This window comes from Actinomadura soli, from assembly GCF_005889715.1.
In the GTDB taxonomy this organism is placed as follows: domain Bacteria; phylum Actinomycetota; class Actinomycetes; order Streptosporangiales; family Streptosporangiaceae; genus Spirillospora; species Spirillospora soli.
The window spans coordinates 13,454-34,667 of the sequence record NZ_VCKW01000032.1 but is presented as its reverse complement, the minus strand read 5'-3'; the positions used below and the strand labels follow the sequence as shown (position 1 = coordinate 34,667).

The 21,214-nt window shown below is 70.9% G+C and carries 18 protein-coding genes and 2 tRNA genes; 10 read left to right on the top strand and 10 right to left on the bottom strand.

Annotation, left to right across the window (positions count from 1 at the left end; genetic code table 11):
- Positions 1 to 31: 31 nt before the first annotated feature.
- Positions 32 to 235: a hypothetical protein gene (locus ETD83_RS08900; RefSeq protein ID WP_138644588.1), complete on the bottom strand. Its 204-nt coding sequence runs from the start codon at positions 233 to 235 to the stop codon at positions 32 to 34.
- A 133-nt stretch (positions 236 to 368) separates the two neighbouring features.
- Between ETD83_RS08900 and ETD83_RS08895 the strand changes: the two genes are divergently transcribed.
- Positions 369 to 1,679 carry a sensor histidine kinase gene (locus tag ETD83_RS08895; RefSeq protein WP_230420770.1) on the top strand — a complete coding sequence of 437 codons (1,311 nt, stop codon included), beginning with the start codon at positions 369 to 371 and terminating at the stop codon, positions 1,677 to 1,679.
- Entirely contained in the window at positions 1,631 to 2,275 is a 645-nt protein-coding gene (locus ETD83_RS08890) for a LuxR C-terminal-related transcriptional regulator (RefSeq protein WP_138644587.1), read from the top strand. The genes ETD83_RS08895 and ETD83_RS08890 overlap by 49 nt, the downstream gene beginning before the upstream one ends.
- Positions 2,276 to 2,280: 5 nt before the next feature.
- On the opposite strand, the gene ETD83_RS08885 is transcribed toward ETD83_RS08890, so the two are convergent.
- Entirely contained in the window at positions 2,281 to 2,700 is a 420-nt protein-coding gene (locus ETD83_RS08885; protein ID WP_138644586.1) for a cupin domain-containing protein, read from the bottom strand.
- A gap of 61 nt (positions 2,701 to 2,761) precedes the next feature.
- Between ETD83_RS08885 and ETD83_RS08880 the strand changes: the two genes are divergently transcribed.
- Together ETD83_RS08880 and ETD83_RS08875 are read left to right on the top strand one after the other, a co-directional pair.
- Positions 2,762 to 3,256, top strand: a complete 495-nt coding sequence (locus tag ETD83_RS08880) for a MarR family winged helix-turn-helix transcriptional regulator (protein ID WP_138644585.1) — start codon at positions 2,762 to 2,764, stop codon at positions 3,254 to 3,256.
- A 192-nt stretch (positions 3,257 to 3,448) separates the two neighbouring features.
- Positions 3,449 to 5,257, top strand: a complete 1,809-nt coding sequence (locus ETD83_RS08875) for a glycosyl hydrolase family 18 protein (RefSeq protein ID WP_138644584.1) — start codon at positions 3,449 to 3,451, stop codon at positions 5,255 to 5,257.
- 248 nt (positions 5,258 to 5,505) lie between these two features.
- Here ETD83_RS08875 and ETD83_RS08870 read toward each other — a convergent pair whose 3' ends face one another.
- Together ETD83_RS08870 and ETD83_RS08865 are read right to left on the bottom strand one after the other, a co-directional pair.
- Positions 5,506 to 8,061 (bottom strand): ATP-binding protein, encoded by a 2,556-nt coding sequence (locus ETD83_RS08870; protein ID WP_138644583.1) that lies wholly within the window; start codon positions 8,059 to 8,061, stop codon positions 5,506 to 5,508.
- 115 nt (positions 8,062 to 8,176) lie between these two features.
- Positions 8,177 to 8,755, bottom strand: coding sequence for a YceI family protein (locus ETD83_RS08865; RefSeq protein ID WP_138644582.1), 579 nt, complete (start codon positions 8,753 to 8,755; stop codon positions 8,177 to 8,179).
- Between the two features lie 122 nt (positions 8,756 to 8,877).
- On the opposite strand from ETD83_RS08865, the gene ETD83_RS08860 reads away from it, so the two are divergent.
- The 3 genes from ETD83_RS08860 (at position 8,878) to alaS (ending at position 12,084) form a co-directional block, all read left to right on the top strand.
- On the top strand, positions 8,878 to 9,264 hold the full coding sequence (locus tag ETD83_RS08860) for a winged helix-turn-helix transcriptional regulator (protein WP_138644581.1): 387 nt from the start codon (positions 8,878 to 8,880) through the stop codon (positions 9,262 to 9,264).
- 71 nt (positions 9,265 to 9,335) lie between these two features.
- Entirely contained in the window at positions 9,336 to 9,467 is a 132-nt protein-coding gene (locus ETD83_RS45280) for a hypothetical protein (protein ID WP_268920430.1), read from the top strand.
- A complete protein-coding gene (alaS, locus tag ETD83_RS08855) occupies positions 9,454 to 12,084 on the top strand; it encodes an alanine--tRNA ligase (RefSeq protein ID WP_138644580.1) in 2,631 nt (876 codons plus the stop codon). Before ETD83_RS45280 ends, alaS begins: the two co-directional genes overlap by 14 nt.
- A gap of 33 nt (positions 12,085 to 12,117) precedes the next feature.
- On the opposite strand, the gene ETD83_RS08850 is transcribed toward alaS, so the two are convergent.
- Positions 12,118 to 12,191, bottom strand: a tRNA-Pro gene (locus tag ETD83_RS08850).
- A 139-nt stretch (positions 12,192 to 12,330) separates the two neighbouring features.
- On the opposite strand from ETD83_RS08850, the gene ETD83_RS08845 reads away from it, so the two are divergent.
- Positions 12,331 to 12,401, top strand: a tRNA-Gly gene (locus ETD83_RS08845).
- Between the two features lie 190 nt (positions 12,402 to 12,591).
- Here the strand turns inward: ETD83_RS08845 and ETD83_RS08840 are convergent.
- From ETD83_RS08840 to ETD83_RS08830, 3 genes are all read right to left on the bottom strand, one after another.
- Positions 12,592 to 13,152: a dihydrofolate reductase family protein gene (locus ETD83_RS08840; RefSeq protein ID WP_138644579.1), complete on the bottom strand. Its 561-nt coding sequence runs from the start codon at positions 13,150 to 13,152 to the stop codon at positions 12,592 to 12,594.
- A gap of 533 nt (positions 13,153 to 13,685) precedes the next feature.
- Positions 13,686 to 14,330 carry a DUF4360 domain-containing protein gene (locus tag ETD83_RS08835; RefSeq protein ID WP_138644578.1) on the bottom strand — a complete coding sequence of 215 codons (645 nt, stop codon included), beginning with the start codon at positions 14,328 to 14,330 and terminating at the stop codon, positions 13,686 to 13,688.
- Between the two features lie 375 nt (positions 14,331 to 14,705).
- Entirely contained in the window at positions 14,706 to 14,978 is a 273-nt protein-coding gene (locus tag ETD83_RS08830; RefSeq protein ID WP_138644577.1) for a hypothetical protein, read from the bottom strand.
- Between the two features lie 226 nt (positions 14,979 to 15,204).
- Between ETD83_RS08830 and ETD83_RS08825 the strand changes: the two genes are divergently transcribed.
- Positions 15,205 to 15,957 (top strand): SDR family oxidoreductase, encoded by a 753-nt coding sequence (locus tag ETD83_RS08825; RefSeq protein ID WP_138644576.1) that lies wholly within the window; start codon positions 15,205 to 15,207, stop codon positions 15,955 to 15,957.
- 37 nt (positions 15,958 to 15,994) lie between these two features.
- On the opposite strand, the gene ETD83_RS08820 is transcribed toward ETD83_RS08825, so the two are convergent.
- The gene (locus ETD83_RS08820; RefSeq protein WP_138644575.1) at positions 15,995 to 16,402 is read right to left on the bottom strand and encodes a hypothetical protein; all 408 of its coding nucleotides are present in this window, start codon (positions 16,400 to 16,402) and stop codon (positions 15,995 to 15,997) included.
- Positions 16,403 to 16,595: 193 nt separating this feature from the next.
- On the opposite strand from ETD83_RS08820, the gene fdh reads away from it, so the two are divergent.
- Complete coding sequence (fdh, locus tag ETD83_RS08815; RefSeq protein ID WP_138644574.1) at positions 16,596 to 19,847, top strand: formate dehydrogenase; 3,252 nt, start codon at positions 16,596 to 16,598, stop codon at positions 19,845 to 19,847.
- Between the two features lie 35 nt (positions 19,848 to 19,882).
- On the opposite strand, the gene selA is transcribed toward fdh, so the two are convergent.
- Positions 19,883 to 21,193: an L-seryl-tRNA(Sec) selenium transferase gene (gene selA / locus ETD83_RS08810; RefSeq protein ID WP_171064094.1), complete on the bottom strand. Its 1,311-nt coding sequence runs from the start codon at positions 21,191 to 21,193 to the stop codon at positions 19,883 to 19,885.
- Positions 21,194 to 21,214: the final 21 nt, after the last annotated feature.

Here is a 21,214-nt window from a genome sequence, read left to right as displayed (position 1 = left end):
TCGCTCGTCCGGCCGGACGTCCAATAGTGGATCACGCCGACCGCCGACCGGACGCGATCGAGCAGATCGGCGGGGAGCTCGCCGCCGGCGCGGCCGGCCCCCGCCTGGCCTTCTCAAAGATCTCACGGAGTTCGAGCAGGCCGTCCCGTCCGCTCGACCCGCCCGTGCCGCACAGGGGGACGAGGTACAGCCAGTCGCGCTGGCCGCCGTCCGGGTCCAGGAACACGTGTCGCACGAAGGCAGGGTAGGTCTAAGTCCACCTCCGGCGCCGGTGAGAGGGGGCCTAACACCACAGAGCCGCGGACGGCGGTCGACCACAATGGAGGCATGGCCGGGATCTACCGGGCAAAGCAGCCGTGGAGGTACGGGTGAGCGACCGCGAACTGGTCATAGGGCCGCGTCTCGGAGTGTACGGGCGGCGTGCCTTCACCAACCTCGTCCGCGGGGTCGTGCAGATCGTGGTGGCGTACGTGGCGAACCTGCCGCTGTTCATCCTTGCGGTGCTGTCGATCGCGTTCATCCCGCTGGGCGTCGGGGTCGTGCTCACGCCCGTGGTGATCCAGGCGATCCGGGGGCTCGCCAACCAGCAGCGCGTGTGGGCGGCCGAATGGTGGGGCGTGGAGATCGCCGTCCCGTACCGGCCGGAGCCGCCGGGCGGGCTCGGGCCGTTCGGGCGGCTGAAGTGGCTGTTCTCCGACCCGGCGACGTGGCGCGACCTGCTGTGGACGTTCCTGAACGTGCCCGTCGCGCTCGTCCTCGGGATCCTCGGCGGGCTGCTGAGCCTCTACGGGCTGGAGGGCGTCGCCGTCGCGCCGTGGCTCGGGCAGGTCACCGGGTACGGGTGGGGCCCGTTCTGGCCGCTGGACGACTACGGGCTGCTCGGAATCATCGGGTCCGTCGTCCTCGGCGCGGTGCTGGTGGCGGTGTCGGTCCCGGTGGGGCCGTTCTTCCTGAAGGCGCACGCGCTGTTCTGCCAGGCGCTGCTCGCGCCGACGCGGGCGGCGCTGACCGAGCGCGTCCAGCGGCTGACGGAGACCCGCTCGGAGACGGTGGACGCGTCGGCCGCCGAGCTGCGCCGCATCGAGCGGGACCTGCACGACGGCGCCCAGGCCCGCCTCGTCGCGCTGAGCATGAACATCGGGCTCGCCGAGGAGATGATGAAGCACGACCCGGAGACCGCGGCGCAGCTCCTCGCCGAGGCCCGCGCCGCCAGCGGGACGGCGCTGACCGAGCTCCGGGACCTGGTGCGGGGGATCCATCCGCCGGTCCTGGCCGAGCGGGGGCTGGACGGGGCCGTCCGGGCGCTGGCGCTGGGCCTGCCGCTGCCCGTCGACGTCCAGTCCGACCTGCCCGGACGTGCCGACGCGCCGGTCGAGTCGGCGGCGTACTTCGCGGTCGCGGAGATGCTCGCGAACGTCGTCAAGCACTCGGGCGCGCGGCGGGCATGGCTGCAGATCGAGCATTCGGACGACCGGCTGCTCATGATCGTCGGTGACGACGGGACGGGCGGGGCCGACCCCGCGCGCGGGTCCGGGATGCGCGGGATCGAGCGCAGGCTGGCCGCCTTCGATGGGACCATGGCGGTGACGAGCCCGCCCGGCGGGCCGACCGTCGTGACCATGGAGCTGCCGTGCGCGTTGTCATCGCCGAAGATCTCGCCCTCCTCAGAGACGGGCTGATCCGCCTGCTCGGCGCGTTCGGCTTCGAGGTCGTCGAGGCCGTCGACAACGGGCCGTCGCTGCAGCGGGCGCTGACCACGCACCGTCCGGACGTGGCGGTCGTCGACGTGCGGCTCCCGCCGACGTTCACCGACGAGGGGCTGCGGGCCGCGCTGGAGGCGCGCCGCGAGATCCCGGGGCTGCCGGTGCTGGTGCTGTCGCAGCACGTCGAGCAGCTCTACGCGCGGGAGCTGCTGTCCGACAGCACGGGCGGCATCGGCTACCTGCTGAAGGACCGCGTGTCGGACGTCAAGGTGTTCGTGGAGGCGGTGCGCCGGGTCGCGGCCGGCGGCACCGCGCTCGACCCGGACGTGGTGGCGCAGCTGCTGACCCGGCACGCCCGCGAGGAGCCGCTGCAGCAGCTGACCCCTCGCGAGCGCGAGGTGCTCGGGCTGATGGCGGAGGGCCGGTCGAACGCCGCGATCGCCGGGAAGCTGTTCGTCACCGAGAAGGCGATCAGCAAGCACACGAACAGCATCTTCGCCAAGCTCGGGCTCCCGCAGTCCGAGGACGACAACCGGCGCGTCCTCGCGGTCCTCGCCTACCTGGGCGCTTGAGCCGGCTATCTCGCCCAGGGCGGGACGAGCCGCTCGTCGCCTTGAGGGGCGATGTCGCATTTAGTGTCGTCCACGACGGCGTCCGGGTCGTAGGCGAGGCAGCCGGCGTGGGCGGCGACGACGGCGGTGAACCCGGCGTCCGGCCGCGCGGTCATCTGGCGCGGGACGTCGGCGGGCAGGACGACGGTGTCGCCGGGGCCCGCCTCCAGCTCGCGGCCGTCCAGGTCGATGGTGGCGGTGCCGGTCAGGAACGTCCAGATCTGCTCGGTGTCGAAGGCGTGCAGCGGCCCGGTCCTGCCGGGAGCCCAGTCGACGCGCCAGAGCGCGATGCCCTCCGTGCCGCCCTGGGTGGGCGTCGCGAAGGTGGTCATGGTGCCGTTCGGCGTGCCGGTGCGGCGGCTTTCGGCGTCGCGGATGAGCGTCATGAGCCCCGATCCCCTAAGTTAGACAATGTGGTTGTCCTTATAGTCAACGAGGTTGTCTTTCATGTCAAGTGACAAACCCGCCGATGGCCCCGCCGACGCTCCCGGCTACGAGCTGCCGCTGCGGCTGTTCCTCGCCTTCCGCGTGATCGTCGACGAGGTGCACGCCGAGCTGGCCGAGCAGGGGCATCCCTCGCTGCGCCCGATGCACGGCTTCGTCTTCCAGGCCATCGGGCCCCACGGCACGACCGCGGTGGAGCTCGGCCGGCGGCTCGGGGTGTCCAAGCAGGCCGCGGGCAAGATGGTCGAGTCGCTGGAGCGCGCCGGGTACGTCGAGCGCGCCGCGGACCCGTCCGACGCCCGGCGCAAGCTCGTCCGGCTGACCGCGCGCGGCGTCGACTTCCTGGCCCGCTCCGCGCGGATCTTCGACCGGATCCGGGACGACTGGGCCGGGCGGCTCGGCGCCGACCGCGTCCGCGCCCTGGAGCACGATCTCCGCCGGGTCACGCCGGAGGACCCGTGGCGGCTCGACGTCCCCGGCTGGTTCGGCTCGGCCTGAAATTTCTTCGGCGGTTTGTACCCGTACGTGCCCAGGCAGCCGCTTAGACCACCTGCGCCGATGCGTCCTCCCTGCCGGGAGGCCCTTGAACGCACCGTTCCACCCGGTTACGATCCACCCAATTCTTAGGAAAGTTTCCTAAGAATTGAGCGGGGATTCCTGTTTGCTCGGGGGCCGAACGAACGGAGAATCATGTCAAGACCGGGCGGACGGCGGGCGATCGCGCTCGCCGGCGCGGCAATCCTGGCGGTCTCCACCGCCCTGGTGGCGGCGCCTCCGGCGTCGTCGGCCGGGACGGTCACCGCCGAGTGTAAGAAGACCCAGGACTGGGGCACCGGCTTTGGCGGCACGTGCACGATCACGAACGGGACCACTGCCCCCTTGAACGGCTGGAAGGTCGAGGGTGACCTGCCATCCGGGACGAGCGTGACGTCGGTTTGGAACGCCACCAAAACCGTTTCCGGTAACCACTACACCTTCACCAACCCGACGTGGAGCAACACCCTCGCGGCCAACACCACGGTGAGCTTCGGGTTCAACGGAACCGGGCCCGGTTTCTTCACCGGCTGCAAGATCAACGGTGCGGCCTGCGACGGCGGCGGCACCGGCGAAGAGGACCTCGAGGCTCCCACCACCCCCGCGGGCCTCCGCCTCGTCAGCAAGTCGGCCACCACCGTCGGGATCGCGTGGGACGCGTCCACCGACGACGTGGGCGTCACCGGCTACGACGTCTTCCAGGGCACCACCAAGGTCGCCTCCGGGAGCGAGACCGGCGCCAACATCACGGGTCTCACGCCGAAGACCGCCTACACGTTCACGGTCAAGGCGAACGACGCCTCAGGGAAGAGCTCCCCCGCTTCCGCTCCCCTCCAGGTCACCACCGACGAAGGGAGCAACGGCACGGCCGGCAAGGTCATCGGCTACTTCGTCAACTGGGGCGTCTACCAGCGGAACTACCACGTCAAGAACATTGACACGAGTGGCTCCGCCCGCAAGCTGACCCACATCAACTACGCCTTCGGCAACGTCCAGGGCGGCCGGTGCACCATCGGCGACGGGTACGCCGACTACGAGAAGGCGTACGGCGCGGACCAGAGCGTCGACGGCGTCGCCGACACGTGGGACCAGCCCCTGCGCGGCAACTTCAACCAGCTCCGCAAGCTGAAGAAGAAGTACCCGAACCTCAAGGTGCTTTGGTCGTTCGGCGGCTGGACCTGGTCCGGCGGCTTCGGCCAGGCCGCGGCGAACCCGGCGGCCTTCGCCGAGTCCTGCTACAACCTGGTCGAGGACCCGCGCTGGGCGGACGTGTTCGACGGCATCGACATCGACTGGGAGTACCCGAACGCCTGCGGTCTCACCTGCGACACCAGCGGCGCGGCCTCGTTCAAGAACCTCATGAGCGCGGTGCGGTCGAAGTTCGGGTCGAACCTCGTGACGGCCGCGATCACCGCGGACGCCAGCGCGGGCGGCAAGATGGACGTGGCCGACTACAAGGGCGCGTCGCAGTACGTCGACTGGTACCTGCCCATGACCTACGACTACTTCGGGGCATGGGACGCGCAGGGACCGACGGCGCCGCACTCGCCGCTCACGTCCTACCCGGGCATCCCGCACGAGGGCTTCAACACCTCGGACACCATCGCCAAGCTGAAGTCGATGGGCATCCCCGGCAGCAAGCTCCTGATGGGGCTCGGCTTCTACGGCCGCGGCTGGACGGGCGTCACGCAGAAGGAGCCCGGCGGCACGGCCACCGGACCCGCACCCGGCAAGTACGAGCAGGGCATCGAGGACTACAAGGACATCAAGGGACGATGCCCCTCGAACGGCACCATCGCCGGGACTGCCTACGCCCACTGCGGTAACCAGTGGTGGAGCTACGACACGCCTGCCACGATCGGCAGCAAGTCGAGCTGGGCCGGCTCGGAAGGACTCGGTGGCGCGTTCTTCTGGGAGCTCAGCGGCGACACCGCCAATGGCGAGCTCATCAACGCCATCCGATAGCGGTCTCGGCTGAGCTGTTCGCAGAGGGGGTCCTCCCAGCCCCTTAGGCAGCCGAGACATCGGGCCCCTGACCAACCGGACGCCGGTCAGGGGCCCGCCTCTGACCGGACCCCGGTCAGGGCCCGGCCCTTTCTCGGCGCTCCCCGCCGCCGGGAAAGGGCCCTTATCGTTCTCGTGGGAGGCCGTTCGCCGCCGCCGTCCCGCCATGGCGGCCTTCGTTCTCGTGAGGACCAGGCCCGGGCTCCGGGTCAGGTCTCGGTGCGGGCGAGGACGGCGCGGGCGCGGGCCTCGCCGGACGCGTTGCCCAGGCTGCGGTACAGGTCGAGGGCCTCGCGGGCGGGGACGGCGGCCGGTTCGCGGCGGCCCGCGTCCAGGAGCACCTCGGCGAGGGTGCGGCGGCTCCGGGCCTGCCACCAGCGGTCGCCGAGCTCGTCGAACGCGTCCACCGCGCGGCGCAGCGCCTCGGCCGCCTCGTCGTGCCGGCCCAGCCGGCCGAGGGCGCGCCCCTCGGAGATGCGGGTGCGGGCGAGGCCCCACGTGTCGCCGAGCGTCTCCAGGGTCCGCGCGGACTCGCGGACGAACCTCAGCTCCCGCAGCCCGTTGCGCGGGTCGCCGGTCTCCCCCGCGGCGCGCAGGCAGCGGGCCGCCTCCCACTGCTCGCCGCGCAGCCGGAACGCCTCGATCGCCCGCTCCAGCGTCGGCGCCGCCAGGCTGTGCTTCACATCGGCGGCCGCGCTGTCGCCGGACGCCCGGAGCGCCCGCGCCTCGGCCGCCAGGACCTCCCCGAGCGCGCGGAGCGTCTGCGCCTCCGAGTACCGGTTCCCGTTGCGCTGGAAGACCCGCAGGGCCTGTTCGAGCAGGCCGCGGGCCTCCTCGTAGCGGCGCTGGGCGAGCCGCAGCTCCGCCAGGTTGCGCTGCGTCCTGGCCCGCCACCACGCGTCGCCCTCGTCGGTGAACGCCTCGATCGCCTCGATGAGGTAGTCCTGGCCCTCGTCGAGGTTGCCGGCGTCCCGCAGGCACATGCCTGCGGCGCGGAGGGCGCGGGCGCGCCACCACAGCTCCCTGCCGCCGGTGAAGATGCGGAGGGCTTCCGAGGCGTCGTTGTACGCGCTCTCCATGAAGCCCTGGTTGCCCTGCACGGACGACCGTTCGAGCAGGGCGATCCCCACGGCCTGGTCGTCGTTCATGTGGGTGGCGACCGTGTAGGTCAGTTCGGCCGCCGCCCGCCACTCCGGCCAGAACACGCGCAGCGAATGGAACAGCGAGCACGTGGCCCGGCCAAGGCGCCACACCAGATTCCACATTTCGTGTTCCGCGCCTTGAGCGAGCAGTGCGAGAAGAGCGGGACGTTCGCTCGTCAGCCAATCGGGCGCCGAGTACTCGGAGACGGGCGCCTCACCCGCCCGCCGGTGCCAGTCCTGGGGCCAGCGGCTCGCGGCCACACGTTCGGCTCGTTCCCGGTAGCCGTCCAGGACGCGTTCCAGGGCCGCGTCCCGTTCGTTCTCCGCGTCCTCCACCTCCGTCCGCTCCAGCCCGTACAGGCGGACGAGGTCGTGCAGCCGGTACCGCATCCGTCCGGTCGCGTCCGTCCCTGAGCACTCGACGAGCTGGGCGTCCACCAGGGCCTCCAGCTGGTCGTCGCCCTCCAGGTCGGACACGCCGAGCAGCGCGCCCGCCGCCCACGCCTGCACGTCGGGCGCGTCGAGCATGGCCAGGGTGCGCAGCAGGCGGCGCTGCGTGCGGCTGCAGTCGTCGTAGCTGAGCGCCAGGCTCGCCCGGACACTGGTGTCGATGTCGCGGGCGGTCTCCAGCTCGTCCAGCCGGCGGCGGCGCTCGTCCTGGAGCCGGTCGGCCATCGCGCGCGGCGTCCACGACTCGCGGGCGGCGAGGCGGCCGCCGCAGATGCCGATCGCGAGCGGCAGGTACCCGCACAGCTCGGCGATCTCGGCCGCCGCCACCGGGTCGAGGGCGATCCGCTCCCGCCCGGCGAGCCTGCCGAGCAGCTCCACCGCGCTCTCGTCGGTGAACTCGCGCAGCCGCCGGTCGTAGGTGTTGCGCAGGTGCAGCGGCTGCCGCGACGTCACGATCACGGCGCAGCCCCCGACGGGCGGCAGCAGCGCCCGCACCTGGTCGGCGTCGCGGGCGTTGTCGAGCAGGACGAGGATCCGGCGGCCCTTCGTCCACGTCCACCACAGCTTCTGCAGCTCCGGCAGGCCGCCGGGGTCGGTGGACAGCCGGACGCCCAGCGCCTGCAGGAACCCGATCAGCACCTCCTCGGGGGCGACCCGCGCGTCGGCCGTGCCGCGCAGGTCGAAGTACAGGCAGCCGTCGGGATGGCCGGCGGCGATCTCGTGCGCGAACCGGGCGGCCAGCGACGACTTGCCGACCCCGGCCGGGCCGTGCAGCGACACGACCAGCGGCGACGCCGGGGAGCCCGTCCCGTCGGCGGCGGCGCGGCGCAGCTCGGCGAGCGATCCGTCCCGTCCGGTGAAGTGCGCGATCACGGGCGGGAGCTGCGCCGGCGTGACGCCCTGCTCGACCTCGCCCCGGTCGGCGGGGCGGTCGCCGGGCCCGCTCTGCTGCGTCCCCCACGCCGCGATCCCGGCCAGGAGGGCGATGCCGCCGGTGACGACGACCTGGACGGGGGCGGCGAGGTCCAGCGCGTCCAGGGACGTCGTCACCGCCGTGATGACCGCGGTGAGGCCGCCAACGATCCACGGCGCCGCCAGCCGGGCCCGCCGGGGGGCCACCGCCGCGCTCTCCGGCGAGGGTCGCGCCGCGCCGGTGGACCTCTCGTCCGGCATCCGGTCCTCCGCCCTCCGTCACGTCCCGGCCCCCCACGATCGCGGGGAGTCCGGCCCGTTTCCACCCCATGACGAATGATCACTCACCCCGGGGAACGGAAGGTGAACGGAGGGCTCAGCCGGTCCGCAGCACCGCCTGGATCTCCAGGACGATCTGGACCTTCTCCCCCAGCCCCAGCGCGCCGCCCGGGACCGTGGCGCGGTCGCCGACACCGAACTCCAGCCGGTTGACCTCGCCGGTCGCGGTGAACCCGGCGCGGGCGCCCTTGAACGGGTCGTCCTCCCGGAACGGGTCGGGGCCGAAGCCTTCGACCTCCAGCTTGAGCGGGACCGGCCTGGTCGTCCCGTGCAGGGTCAGCTCGCCGTCCAGGACGAAGGCATCGCCGTCGCGGCGGACGCCGGTAGAGCGGTAGGTCATGGTCGGGTGGGTGGCGACGTCCAGGAAGTCCGCGGACCTGACGTGCTCGTCCCGCTGCGCGTTCCCGGTGTCGATCGAGGCCAGGTCGATGGACGCGGTCACCGTGGAGTCGAGGGGGTCGTCGCCGGTGACGACGGTCCCCTCGAACGTCCCGAACCGGCCGCGGACCTTGCTGACCATCAGATGCCTGATCGTGAAGCCCACGCCGGAGTGGACGGGGTCGATGGCCCAGGTGCCCGCGATGTAGCCGGGGATCTCGACAAGCTCGGTCGTCATCGTGTCTCCTAGGGTTATGAATGGTAAGGCGGTTCCGATCGGGAACCGCCTCCATGGTGCGGACACCCTCGGAGTCGGCACAAGAAGGCACTTTTTTCTGCCTTGGGCACCTGGAGAGAACCATGGGATTGCACCCGCACTCGGCGAGTTGCCGGGCCCGCGAGATCCTCGACCGGGTCGGCGACAAATGGTCGCTGCAGGTCATCGCGCTGCTCGGTGAGCGCACCAAGCGGTTCACCGAGCTCAAGCGCGAGATCGAGGGCATCAGCCAGCGCATGCTCACGGTCACGCTGCGCGGCCTGGAACGCGACGGAATCGTCACCCGGACCGTGTATCCGGTGATGCCGCCGCGCGTCGACTATTCGCTCACTCCCCTGGGCGCGACGCTGATGGACGCGGCCCAGGCCCTCGTCAACTGGGCCGAGTCCCACCTCGACCAGATCGACGCCGCGCGGGCCGACTACGACGCTCGCGCCGCTGAGATCGACGCGCTGAAAAAGACGTCCTGAGTCCGTTCGCGGCCTGGCGCGGCGGGAAATCCGTGTGCCCCCGCTTGTCGCGGCGAGGTAGCTTGGTGCTGATGGACCTTCACGAGGTGGGACGGCGAGCTAGCCGCGCCGAGCTGGGGAACGAGCAGTCGTGCCCGGCCCGGCTCGGCGGTGTGCGCCGTCATCCCATCTACCTCGTGAGGCCGTCCCATGCGCTCGACTGACATTCGTTCGACTTTCCTGGACTTCTTCCAGAAGCGCGACCATAGCGTCGTGCCGTCCAGCCCGCTCATACCAGCAGATCCCACGCTTCTGCTGACGAACGCGGGCATGAACCAGTTCAAGCCGTACTTCCTCGGCGAGACGGCACCGGGACACTCCCGGCTGATGTCCGTGCAGAAATGCGCGCGGACGTCCGACATCGAGAACGTGGGCCGCACCACGCGGCACTCGACGTTCTTCGAAATGCTCGGCAACTTCTCCTTCGGTGACTACTTCAAGGCGGAGGCGATCTCCTGGGCGTGGGAGCTTTTCACCCGCCACTACAACCTCGACCCGGAACGCATCTGGGTCACCGTGTACCTGGACGACGACGAAGCCGAACGGCTCTGGCGCCGGGTCGGCGTTCCCTCGGAACGGATCCAGCGCCTCGGCATGGAGGACAACTACTGGTCGATGGGCGTGCCCGGCCCATGCGGACCGTCCTCCGAACTCCACTACGACCGGGGCCCGTCCTTCGGACGTGAAGGCGGACCGGCCGTGGACGGCGAGCGCTACCAGGAACTGTGGAATCTCGTCTTCATGCAGAACATCCGCGGCGAAGGATCTGGTAAGGGCGGGTATCCCATTATCGGCGAGCTGCCCGCGAGGAACATCGACACCGGTCTCGGCCTCGACCGTCTCGCGGCGATTCTGCAGGACGTCGACACGGTCTGCGAGACGGATCTGCTCGCGCCGACGTTCCGGCTCGTCCAGGAAATGGCGGGCCGCCGGTACCCGGGACGCGACGGAAGCGACGATTCCACGTCCATCCGCATCGTCGCGGAGCACTCGCGGTCGATCGCGTTCCTCATCGCCGACGGCGTCATGCCGGCGCGCGACGGCAGGGGCTACGTGCTGCGCCGCCTGATGCGCCGCGCCATCCGCCACGCGCGCAAACTCGGCATCGACGATCTGAGCCTGCCGGCGCTGACGTCCAGCGTCATCGGGAACCTCGGCGGAACATGGCCGGAACTGACGCGGCAGTCCGACCTGATCCGGGAGGTCGTCACCGCCGAGGAAGAGGGCTTTGAACGCACCCTGCGCCAGGGCTCCCAGATCCTCGAATCGGCGATCCGCCGCGCGGCGACCACCATTCCCGGACGCACCGCATTCGAGCTGCACGACACCTATGGCTTCCCGATCGACCTGACCATCGACGCCGCGCGCTCGGCGGGCCTCACGGTCGACGAGAACGAATTCGCGGAACTCCTCGAAGCCCAGCGCCGCCAGGCGAAAAGGGCGGGCCAGGGCCGCAAGGGCGACGCGGTCGCCCGCCAGGACACCTACCGGCGCATCATCGCGGAACACGGCCCCAGCACGTTCGTCGGCTACTCCGCGACAAGAGCGGAAACAACCATCCTTTCCCTCATCGGCGCCGCCGGTCGTATGCGCTCCGCGGGTCAGGGCGAGGAGATCGAGCTGATCCTGGCGCGCACTCCGTTCTACGCGGAGTCGGGCGGCCAGGTCGGCGACACGGGCACCGTGCGCACTTCCGGCGCGACGCTGCAGGTCCTCGATACCCGGCTGGGTCTGGACGGATTGCACGTCCACGCCGTCCGCGTCCTGGACGGCGAGGTGCGTCCGGGCGACGAGGCCGAGGCGACCGTCGACGCGGACCGCCGGGCGGCCACCGCACGATCGCACAGCGCGACCCACGTCCTCCACGCGATGCTGCGCCGCCTCCTCGGCGATCACGCGGCCCAGCGCGGCTCACGCGTCGAGCCGGGACGCCTGCGCTTCGACTTCGCACACTTCTCCCCCGTCGACACCGCACCCGTCCAAAGCCTGGTCAACGACTACCTGCTCGACGATCCCGGCGTCCGGGTCTGGGAGGCGTCCCGCGCCGATGCGGAGGCGGCGGGGGCGTTCGCGCTGTTCGGCGAGAAGTACGGCGACGACGTCCGCATCGTGGACATCGGCGACGCGTCCCGCGAACTGTGCGGCGGCACCCACGTCGGCCACGGCTCCCAGGCGGGGCCCGTCCACATCGTCGGCGAGTCGTCCATCGGCACCGGCCTGCGCCGCATCGAGGCGCTCACCGGCGCGGACGCCCTGCGCCACTACGACCACCAGCGCGACATCCTGCACGAGCTCGCGGATCTCCTGCACACCCGTCCCGATCAGGCTCCCGACCGCCTCCGGCAACGCCTGGAAACACTCGCCGAGACCCAGCGCGCCCTGGAAACCATGCACCGGGCCGAGCTGGACGCGCACGCGGAACGCCTGGCATCCCAGGCCGAACCGCTGCCCGGCGGCTGGCTGGTGGCGCAGATCGTCCCCGACCTGACCAGCGCGGACCTCCGCACCGTCGCCACGACGATCGTCACCCGCCGCGGGCCCCGGGGCATCGTCGTCCTCGGCACGGAGTCCGCGGGCAAGGCCGCGCTGGTGGCGGCGGCGGGCCCGGGCGTCCAGGCCCGCGACCTCCTGACCTCCGCGGCGCGCGAGGTCGGCGGCGGCGCGGGCGGCAGGGGCACCATCGCGAACGCGGGCGGCCGCAACCCCGAGAACCTGCCGAAGGCGATCCGCACGGCGGCCACCGACGCCCGGGCGCTCCTGGCCACCGGCGTCCTCGGCTGACGATCTCCCGCCGGCCCGGCCTTGACGATCCGGTCGGGCTGGCGGGATTTGAACCCACGACCCCCGGCACCCAAAGCCGGTGCGCTACCAAACTGCGCTACAGCCCGCACGCCACCGCCGTACACGATGACGCGAGAAGTCTAGTCCCGATCAGCCCCGCTCCGCGCAACCCGGCCTGACACGTCCGCCCCCGGGACCCTGTACGCTACGGGATGGCGATCGAGGGCCTGACGCCCTCATCCGCTCGCGGGCGTAGCTCAATGGTAGAGCCCCAGTCTTCCAAACTGGCTACGCGGGTTCGATTCCCGTCGCCCGCTCCCACCCCAAAGGCCCAGGCAGGAACCATGTTCCCCGTCCTGGGCCTTCCTGTTTCTCAAGATCGTTTCCGCTTCCGTGCCCGTCGCACGCCCGATGGTTTCGGCGTGCCCTTGTCCCGCGCGAACCTTGTTCCAGGTGCGCCGGAAGCCGGAGAGGTCTGAGGTGGGAGCTTCGGTGCTCTGGCGCACGTCAGCTCGTCTCGTACCTGGTCAAGACCACGCCGCCGGGGAACGTCCGCGTCTCCACCAGGTTCAGGTTCACCCAGCTTTCCAGCGCGGTGAAGAACGGTCTGCCGCTGCCCACGAGGACCGGATGGGTGACGATCTCGTACTCGTCGATCAGCCCGGCACGCATGACCGCCCCGGCGAGCGTCGCGCCACCGACCCTCATCGGCCCGCCGTCCCCGGCCTTGAGCCGGGTGATCTCGGCGACCGCGTCGCCGGCGACCAGGCGAGCGTTCCAGTCGACCTTGTCGATCGTTGAGGAGAACACCACCTTCGGCGTGTCCCGCCAGTTCCGCGCGAACTCGATCTGCGCCGGGGTGGCGTCCGGCTGCTGGTCGCCGGTCGGCCAGTGGGCGCTCATGGTCTCCCACAGTCGGCGCCCGTACAGAAACAGGCTGATCATCCGCTCCTGATCGAGCCAAAACTGGAACAGCTCATCGCTCGGCGCGCTCCAGCCGAGGTCGTCACCGGGCCCGGAAACGTAGCCGTCCAGGGACAGGTTCATGCCGTAGATCAGTTTGCGCATAGCGCCATGCCTTCCGGTCAGTCGGTCTCGGAAGACTAGACCAGTCGAGCGGAGGAAACTGATCGGTGCGCAGTCCGTTCATACGGACCGGCCCCTGACCCGCGCTCAAGTCGGCCCACGGGATAGGCCCGGGCAGGAACCAGGTTCCTCGTCCTGGGCCTTGCTGTATCTCAAGACGCCTCACCGAGGGCCGGGCCGCGCGTCGGGGCAACTGGTCCTACCCCGACCGGCCACCAGGAGGGTTCCGCGGCGCTGCAGTGCACGGCAGGGTGCGAAGGTGATCGTCATCGCGGCGGAAAAACGCCAGCCATTGGCTTGGGAGAAGTGCGGAATCTGTCACGGCCCCGGTCGCATGGGTGCATCTCTGCACCGGATCCGCAGAGCGGGACCGGGCCGTGCCCTTCCCGTAGGGGGCATGGCCCGGTCGGAGCGGATCAGCGTCCGGGCGCTTCTTTCATGCGAGGTGGTGGACGGTCGTCCGCCCTTGCAGAAGTCAGCCGTGTCGGGTGGTCAGGGCAAGGGTGGAGAGGTGCTTACTGGCAGCGCTTCCAGGAGTAGTGGTAGGTCGTCTTGATGCTGCCGTCGGTGGAGTCCATGCCGATGAAGCTGACCTTGGACTCGTCCGTCGTCTCAATTCGCAGGTCGGTGTTGATGTTGAAGTTCCGCTGCTCGCCGCACGGTGACCATACGAGCTGGGACACGTCCACGACGTCGGTGTTCTGCCAGCTGTTGCTGAACGGGCCCTTTACGGGATAGGTGTACCGCCGGGTGCGGGGATCGCCTTGGAAGTAGTAACTGGCGGTCTGGGCGGCGTTCGCGCCGGTCTTCAAGTTGGCGTAGCCGCGGTAGTCCGTCGCCGCGACGGCGTAGGTGAAGCCCTGTGGGACGTGCACCCTCATGTTGATCTGGCAGTTCTTACGGGAGTCGGTGGGCTTGGAATTGCCACCCACCTGGGCGATGTACTCGCTGTAAGTGACCGTGAACGCGTCGTTGGTCTCATTCAGGGCGATCGCGGCGGTGCCGATCGGACACCCGGAGCCGTTGATTGTCGCGACCTCGATGGTGACACCGTCGGGGCCGCGTCCGAGAAACTCCTCGTCCGCGGCGGCGGGGCTGACGGACGCCGCGGTCATGGCGAGCGCGGCGGCGGCGGCAGAAATGGCGATCCCTTTACGCATGCGATACCTCTGCTCGGAAGTAGGCGCCGCAACTCCTTCGGCGGTCGAAGGGGCGGCACCTGATGTCTGGATTGAACGGACGCCATCAATGGCAATAGACCCGGAATCTAAGGGAAGGCTAACCTCTATCGTTAAGTAGTGTCAATCAATGATTTTCAACTTTTCGATCAACTTACATTTCTAGGCGGAAGGCCCTTCGGCTACCTTGATCATCGATCATCGATCGTCAATAGCGGCTCGTTGACAAAAACCGTTCCAACGACCGTTCGGCGCATTGTGCAGGGCGGTGAGCAGGCGTTACGTGCAGCCGGGAATGGCCGGAAACGGTCGTCGCGCCCCTCGCGGTCGCGCCCCGGACCCCGCCGGGCCGCCCGTCTACTCGCCTTGCGTATGTCCTCGCGCCTGCCGCGTTCGGCGATACCGGTGGAGTTCCTCGGACGCGGCCTGGGCGTGCCGGCCGAGGGCGCGTCGCATCTGATGGCCGGTATGAGCTGTGTTTATGCCCACCTTGTCTTGGCTGCTCAAGTCGCCATCGGTCATCACCAACGGCGGCGTGCGCTTCTCGTCAACGACCTCGGGACCGTCGAAATTCAACCCGTCCAAGGCTTCCTCGAAGCGACTCCTGGCCTCGGCCACGAAGGTTTTCACCGGAAATCCACGGCCCCCGAGTATGCGCGCGGCGCCATGACGGCGCCCCCCTCGTCGTCATCGGCCGGTCGTCAGATACGGCGGGTGGCTCTTCGTGCTGTTACAGGTTCGGAGCGGCTTCCTTGGGCAAATCAGTTGGCATAGATTCGGGGGCCGTCTTGCCGGGGGGTCTGGACGCGCGGCTTCTCACGGCGGGACCAGCCGGGAGCATCGTGGAGGTGCGGCAATGAAGATCGTGGTCATCGGTGGCAGCGGGCTTATCGGCAGCAAGGTCGTCGCCAGGCTGGGCGAGCAGGGGCATGAGGCGGTCGTCGCCACGCCCAAGACCGGCGTGAACACCATCACCGGGGAGGGGCTCGCGGACGCGCTCAAGGGTGCGCCGGTGGTCGTCGACGTGTCGAACTCGCCGTCGTTCGAGGACGCGGCCGTGATGGAGTTCTTCACCACGTCCAGCCGCAACGTGCTGGCGGCGGAGGCCGGGGCGGGCGTGGGGCACCATGTCGCGCTCTCGGTCGTGGGGACGGACCGGCTGCCGGACAGCGGCTATTTCCGGGCGAAGGTGGCGCAGGAGGACCTCATCGCCGGTTCCGCGATTCCCTACTCGATCGTTCACGCGACCCAGTTCTTCGAGTTCGCCGGCGCCATCGCCGACGCGGCCACCGACGGGGGCACCGTCCGCGTGCCGGCCGCACTGATCCAGCCGATCGCGGCCGACGACGTCGCCGACGCGGTGACGCGGGCGGCCCTCGACCCGCCCACCGGGGCCATCACCGAGGTGGCGGGCCCGGACCGCTTCACCTTCGAGGAGATGATCCGCCGGTTCCTCCAGGCCCGCGACGACGGCCGCACGGTGACCGCCGACCCGGAGGCCCGGTACTTCGGCGCGAGGCTCCAGGAGGCGAGCCTGGTTCCGGCCGATGGCGCGGTCATCGGCGGCGTCCGGTTCGCCGACTGGCTGCGGGCCGGCGACACGAAGTAGGGACGGTCCTCGGCGGGATCGATGCCATCGGCTCCCCTCACCGCTTGCGGACGAAACCGTGGCGGGCCAGGAGGTCGGTGAAGAGGTGACCGGCGTGGGTGAGCTGCCTGCCGGTGCCCCCGCACGCCTCGCAGGCGGTCTCCTCGGGTTCGGCGGGACGGGCCCGCATGTGGTCGGCGATGGCACGCTCCACCACGGCGAAGATGGCGGGCTCGCCGCCGATCCCGTCCGGGACGATGCCGGTCACCTGGGCGGGGCGGAGTTCGTGCGCGCGGCGCGCGGCATGGGCCACGGCGACCAGTTCCGTGCCGCGCTGCTGCCATTCCCGCCATTGCGCGTTCAGCGTCCTGCCCGTTCCGCCGCACCCGTCGCAGTCGCATTCGAGCGTCTCAAGGAGCCGTATCAAATGGTCGGCCGCGTCATCCGCCCTGCGGTCCCTGTCCATGCACAGTCCCGGGTCTCTGGGGTCCCGCCCGGACCACCCCACTGGCTCGTACGCATGCCCACCTCGTCTGGTTCGCACGGGGTGGTCATCGGCGTTGCCGCCGTGGTGCGCGTCCGCGCGGGTGTTCCGTGTGTTTTGCGGAAGGGGTGCCGGGTAAGTGCACCCGCGCGCCGATGGTGAGGGGTGGTGTGACGTGGGCGTTCGCACTTGGATCGGGTCATGGCCCGTCTACCGCCAGCTCACCGGCGACGACCCGCTCGGGCGTGGGACCGCGGCGAAGAGCGCGGGAACCGGGCGGATCGAGGCGCGGGTGAGCGCGGCCGACCAGGTCGTGAAGTCCGTCTGCCCGTACTGCGCGGTCGGCTGCGGGCAGGACGTGTACGTCCAGGACGGCAAGGTCACCCAGATCGAGGGCGACCCGGACTCGCCGGTCAGCCGGGGGCGGCTGTGCCCGAAGGGCTCGGCCAGCCTCCAGCTGACCACCGGGTCGGCCCGCGAGTACGGGGTGCTGTACCGGCGGCCGCACGGCACCGGCTGGGAGCGGCTCGACCTCGGCACCGCGATGGAGATGATCGCGGACCGGGTGATCGAGGCGCGCCGGCACGGCTGGCAGTGGGAGGACGGGGGCGTCCCGGTGCGCCGGACGCTCGGCCTCGCGAGCCTCGGCGGCGCCACCCTCGACAACGAGGAGAACTACCTGATCAAGAAGCTGTTCACCGCGCTCGGCGCGGTGCAGATCGAGAATCAGGCGCGGGTTTGACACTCCTCCACCGTTCCCGGTCTGGGAACCTCGTTCGGACGCGGCGGCGCGACCACCTTCCAGCAGGACCTGCAGAACGCGGACTGCATCGTCATCCAGGGCTCGAACATGGCCGAGTGCCATCCGGTCGGGTTCCAGTGGGTGATGGAGGCGAAGGCGCGCGGGGCGAAGCTCATCCATGTCGACCCGCGGTTCACACGGACGAGCGCGCTCGCGGACGCGCACATCCCGCTACGGGCCGGTAGCGACATCGCGTTCCTCGGCGGGATCGTCAACTACGTCCTGCAGAACGAGAAGTACTTCCGTGAATACGTCGTCTCGTACACGAACGCGCCGGTGATCGTGTCGGACGAGTTCCGCGACACCGAAGACCTGGACGGCGTGTTCTCCGGCCTGGACCCGGACACCCGCAGCTACGACCACACGACGTGGCAGTACGCGGGGATGAACGCCCAGTCGGCGGCCGGGGAGCGGGACATGCAGTGGGACGAGCGCGCCGGGTCCGTGTCGGAGGCGGGGCGCGGTGAGGCGCACGGATCCGGCGGAGCGGCGATCGGCGAGGGCGACCCGCAGCGCGACCCTGACCTGGAGCATCCGAACTGCGTCTTCCAGGTGCTCAAGCGGCATTTCGCGCGCTACACGCCGGAAATGGTGGAGCGGATCTGCGGTGTCCCGCAGGACCAGTTCCTGAAGGTCTGCGAAACGGTCACGGAGAACTCCGGCCGGGACCGGACGACCGCGTTCGCCTACGCCGTCGGCTGGACGCAGCACACGGTCGGCGTCCAGTACATCCGGACGGCCGCGATCCTGCAGGCGCTGCTCGGCAACATCGGCCGTCCGGGCGGCGGGATCCTGGCGCTGCGCGGCCACGCGTCCATCCAGGGCTCGACGGACATCCCGACTCTGTTCAACCTGCTGCCCGGCTACATCCCGATGCCGCACGCGCACACCAACGAGGATCTGGACACGTTCGTACAGGCGGAGTCGGCGCGCAAAGGGTTCTGGGGCAACATGCGCGCGTACATGGTCAGCCTGCTCAAGTCGTACTGGGGAGACGCGGCGACGGAGGACAACGACTACTGCTTCGACTACCTGCCGCGGCTGACCGGCTCGCACAGCACGTACGAGACGGCGATGGCGCAGATCAACGGGGTGTGCAAGGGCTACTTCCTGATGGGCGAGAACCCGGCCGTCGGGTCGGCCAACGCCAAGATCCAGCGGCTGGGGATGGCGAACCTGGACTGGCTCGTCGTCCGCGACTTCTCGCTGATCGAGTCGGCGACGTGGTGGAAGGACGGCCCGGAGATCGAGACGGGCGAGATGCGCACCGAGGACATCGGCACGGAGGTGTTCTTCCTGCCCGCCGCCGCGCACACCGAGAAGGACGGCAGCTTCACCAACACGCAGCGGATGCTGCAGTGGCACCACAAGGCCGTGGAGCCCGCCGGGGACGCGCGCAGCGATCTGTGGTTCATGTACCACCTGGGCCGGATCATCCGGGCGAAGCTGGCCGGGTCGTCCGACGAGATGGACCGTCCCGTGCTCGACCTGACCTGGGACTACCCGACCGAGGGCCCGCTGGAGGAGCCGGACGCCGAGGCGGTGCTGGCCGAGATCAACGGGTTCGACGGCGAAGGGAACCCGCTGTCGGCGTACACGCAGCTCAAGGACGACGGGTCCACCAGGTGCGGCTGCTGGATCTACTGCGGCTGCTACGCGGACGGCGTCAACCAGCCCGCCCGCCGCAAGCCCGGCCGGGAACAGCACTGGGTGGCGCCCGAGTGGGGCTGGGCGTGGCCCGCGAACCGCCGCATCATCTACAACCGCGCGTCCGCCGACCCGGACGGCAACCCGTGGAGCGAACGCAAGGCCCTCGTCTGGTGGGACGCCGACCAGGGCACGTGGACGGGCCATGACGTGCCCGACTTCATCCCCGACCGGCCGCCCGGCCACCGCCCGCCGAAGGACGCGGCGGGCCCGGACGCGCTCGCCGGCGACGACCCGTTCATCATGCAGGCGGACGGCAAGGCGTGGCTCTACGTCCCGGCCGGGCTGACCGACGGCCCGCTCCCCGCGCACTACGAGCCGCAGGAGTCGCCGTTCTCGAACCCGCTGTACGGGCAGCAGCGCAACCCCGTCCGGCACCTGCTCGCGCCGCATCCCGACAACCGGTACGGGCCGAGCGACGGCGAGCCGGGCGCGGAGGTGTACCCGTTCGTCGCGACGACCTACCGGCTCACCGAGCACCACACGGCGGGCGGCATGTCGCGGTGGCAGCCGTACCTGGCGGAGCTGCAACCGGAGTTCTTCTGCGAGGTGTCGCCGGAGCTGGCGGCGATGCGGAGCCTGGAGCACGGCGGCTGGGCGACGATCGTCAGCCCGCGCGCCGTCGTCGAGGCGCGGGTGCTGGTGACCGGGCGGATGCCGCCCCTCACCGTGGACGGCCGGACGCTGCACCAGATCGGCCTGCCCTACCACTGGGGCCCGAACGGCTACAGCCGGGGCGACGCCGCGAACGAGCTGCTGCACCTCTCGCTGGACCCGAACACCCACATCCAGGAGGCGAAGGCCCTCTCGTGCGACATCCGGCCGGGGCGGCGCCCGCGCGGGCCCGCCGCCGCGGCGCTCGTCCGCGAGTACCGCGACCGGGCCGGGATCACCGACCGGACGGGCACCGGGATCTAGCGGCCGGCGCGACGGCCGACGGGCGATCCGGCCGTCTACCGGGTGAGCCGCTGGACGGCTTCGGCGAGGTCGCCGTCCTGGTCCGGCGGCACGGAGCGGAGGTCGAGGAGGCAGCGGCCGTCCTCGACCCGTCCCATCACGGCGGGCGCGCCCCGCCGCAGCCGGGGCGCGCACGGCTCGGGCAGCGACACGGCCGCGCTCGCCAGGACGACGCCGGGCGCGCCGCCGCCGCCGACCGCCGCCTCGCTCTCGACGGCCCGCGCGTCCAGCCCGGCGTCCCGGAGCCGGGCGGCCAGGCGTCCGGCGCGCTCGCGCAGCTCTTCGACGTCCGCGTGCAGGGCCTCCTCGGTCGGAGTGCGCGGGCCGCGGACGGTCGCCTCCAGCGCGGCGAGCGTCATCTTGCCGACCCGCAGCGCGCGGGCCAGCGGATGCCGGGCGAGCCGCCGCACCAGGTCCTCGCCGCCGAGGACGATCCCGCACTGCGGCCCGCCGAGCAGCTTGTCGCCGCTGGCCGTGACGAGGTGCGCCCCGGCCTTGAGCATGGACGCGGCGTCGGGCTCGTCCGGCAGGAGCGGCTCGGGGGTGAGGAGGCCGGAGCCGATGTCGGCGACGACCGGGACGCCGAGGCCGGTCAGCTCGGCGACGTCCGCGCCGCGGGTGAAGCCCGTCATGCGGAAGTTCGACGGGTGGACCTTGAGGATGAAGCCCGTCTCGGCGCCGACCGCCGCCGCGTAGTCGTCCGGCGAGGTCCGGTTGGTGGTGCCGACCTCGCGCAGCCGCGCGCCGGTCGCGGCGAGCAGCTCGGGGATGCGGAAGCCGTCCCCGATCTCCACCATCTCGCCGCGGCTGATCACGATCTCGCGGCCGGCGGCGAGCGCGGTCGCGGCCAGCACGAGCGCCGCCGCGCCGTTGTTGACGACGTGCGCCGCCTCCGCGCGCGGCACCCGCTCCAGCAGGGCGGCCAGCGCCGACCGGCCGCGCCGCGCCCGGCGGCCGGTCTCCAGGTCGAGCTCGACGTCGGTGGCGCCGGACGCCACCGCGACGGCGTCCCGCGCGGCGGCCGACAGCGGGGCCCGGCCGAGGTTGGTGTGCAGCAGGACGCCGGTCGCGTTGATCACGGGACGGAGCCCGGACGCGGTCGGCGGCAGCGCCTCCACCGCCGCGTCGGCGACCGCGTCCGGCGGGATCTCCCCCGCCCTGGCCCGCCGCTGCGCCGCGACGACGGCCGCCTTCACGACGCCGCGGCCGATCCGTCCCGCCGCCTCGGCGAGCCGCGGATCGGCGAGCAGCACGTCGGTGCGGGCGATCCGGCGGCGCCCGTCGGCGGGCAGGGCTTCACGATCCATCGGGCGACCTCCGGGTTCTCC

Excerpts from the sequence above, each read along its gene's own strand:
- alaS (WP_138644580.1), top strand. The coding sequence starts at position 9,454 with ATGCGCTCGACTGACATTCGTTCGACTTTCCTGGACTTCTTCCAGAAG.
- ETD83_RS08880 (WP_138644585.1), top strand. The coding sequence starts at position 2,762 with ATGTCAAGTGACAAACCCGCCGATGGCCCCGCCGACGCTCCCGGCTAC.
- ETD83_RS08820 (WP_138644575.1), bottom strand. The coding sequence starts at position 16,402 with ATGGACAGGGACCGCAGGGCGGATGACGCGGCCGACCATTTGATACGG.
- ETD83_RS08865 (WP_138644582.1), bottom strand. The coding sequence starts at position 8,755 with ATGACGACCGAGCTTGTCGAGATCCCCGGCTACATCGCGGGCACCTGG.
- selA (WP_171064094.1), bottom strand. The coding sequence starts at position 21,193 with ATGGATCGTGAAGCCCTGCCCGCCGACGGGCGCCGCCGGATCGCCCGC.
- ETD83_RS08885 (WP_138644586.1), bottom strand. The coding sequence starts at position 2,700 with ATGACGCTCATCCGCGACGCCGAAAGCCGCCGCACCGGCACGCCGAAC.
- ETD83_RS08825 (WP_138644576.1), top strand. The coding sequence starts at position 15,205 with ATGAAGATCGTGGTCATCGGTGGCAGCGGGCTTATCGGCAGCAAGGTC.
- ETD83_RS08860 (WP_138644581.1), top strand. The coding sequence starts at position 8,878 with ATGGGATTGCACCCGCACTCGGCGAGTTGCCGGGCCCGCGAGATCCTC.
- ETD83_RS45280 (WP_268920430.1), top strand. The coding sequence starts at position 9,336 with ATGGACCTTCACGAGGTGGGACGGCGAGCTAGCCGCGCCGAGCTGGGG.
- ETD83_RS08875 (WP_138644584.1), top strand. The coding sequence starts at position 3,449 with ATGTCAAGACCGGGCGGACGGCGGGCGATCGCGCTCGCCGGCGCGGCA.
- ETD83_RS08870 (WP_138644583.1), bottom strand. The coding sequence starts at position 8,061 with ATGCCGGACGAGAGGTCCACCGGCGCGGCGCGACCCTCGCCGGAGAGC.
- ETD83_RS08840 (WP_138644579.1), bottom strand. The coding sequence starts at position 13,152 with ATGCGCAAACTGATCTACGGCATGAACCTGTCCCTGGACGGCTACGTT.
- ETD83_RS08835 (WP_138644578.1), bottom strand. The coding sequence starts at position 14,330 with ATGCGTAAAGGGATCGCCATTTCTGCCGCCGCCGCCGCGCTCGCCATG.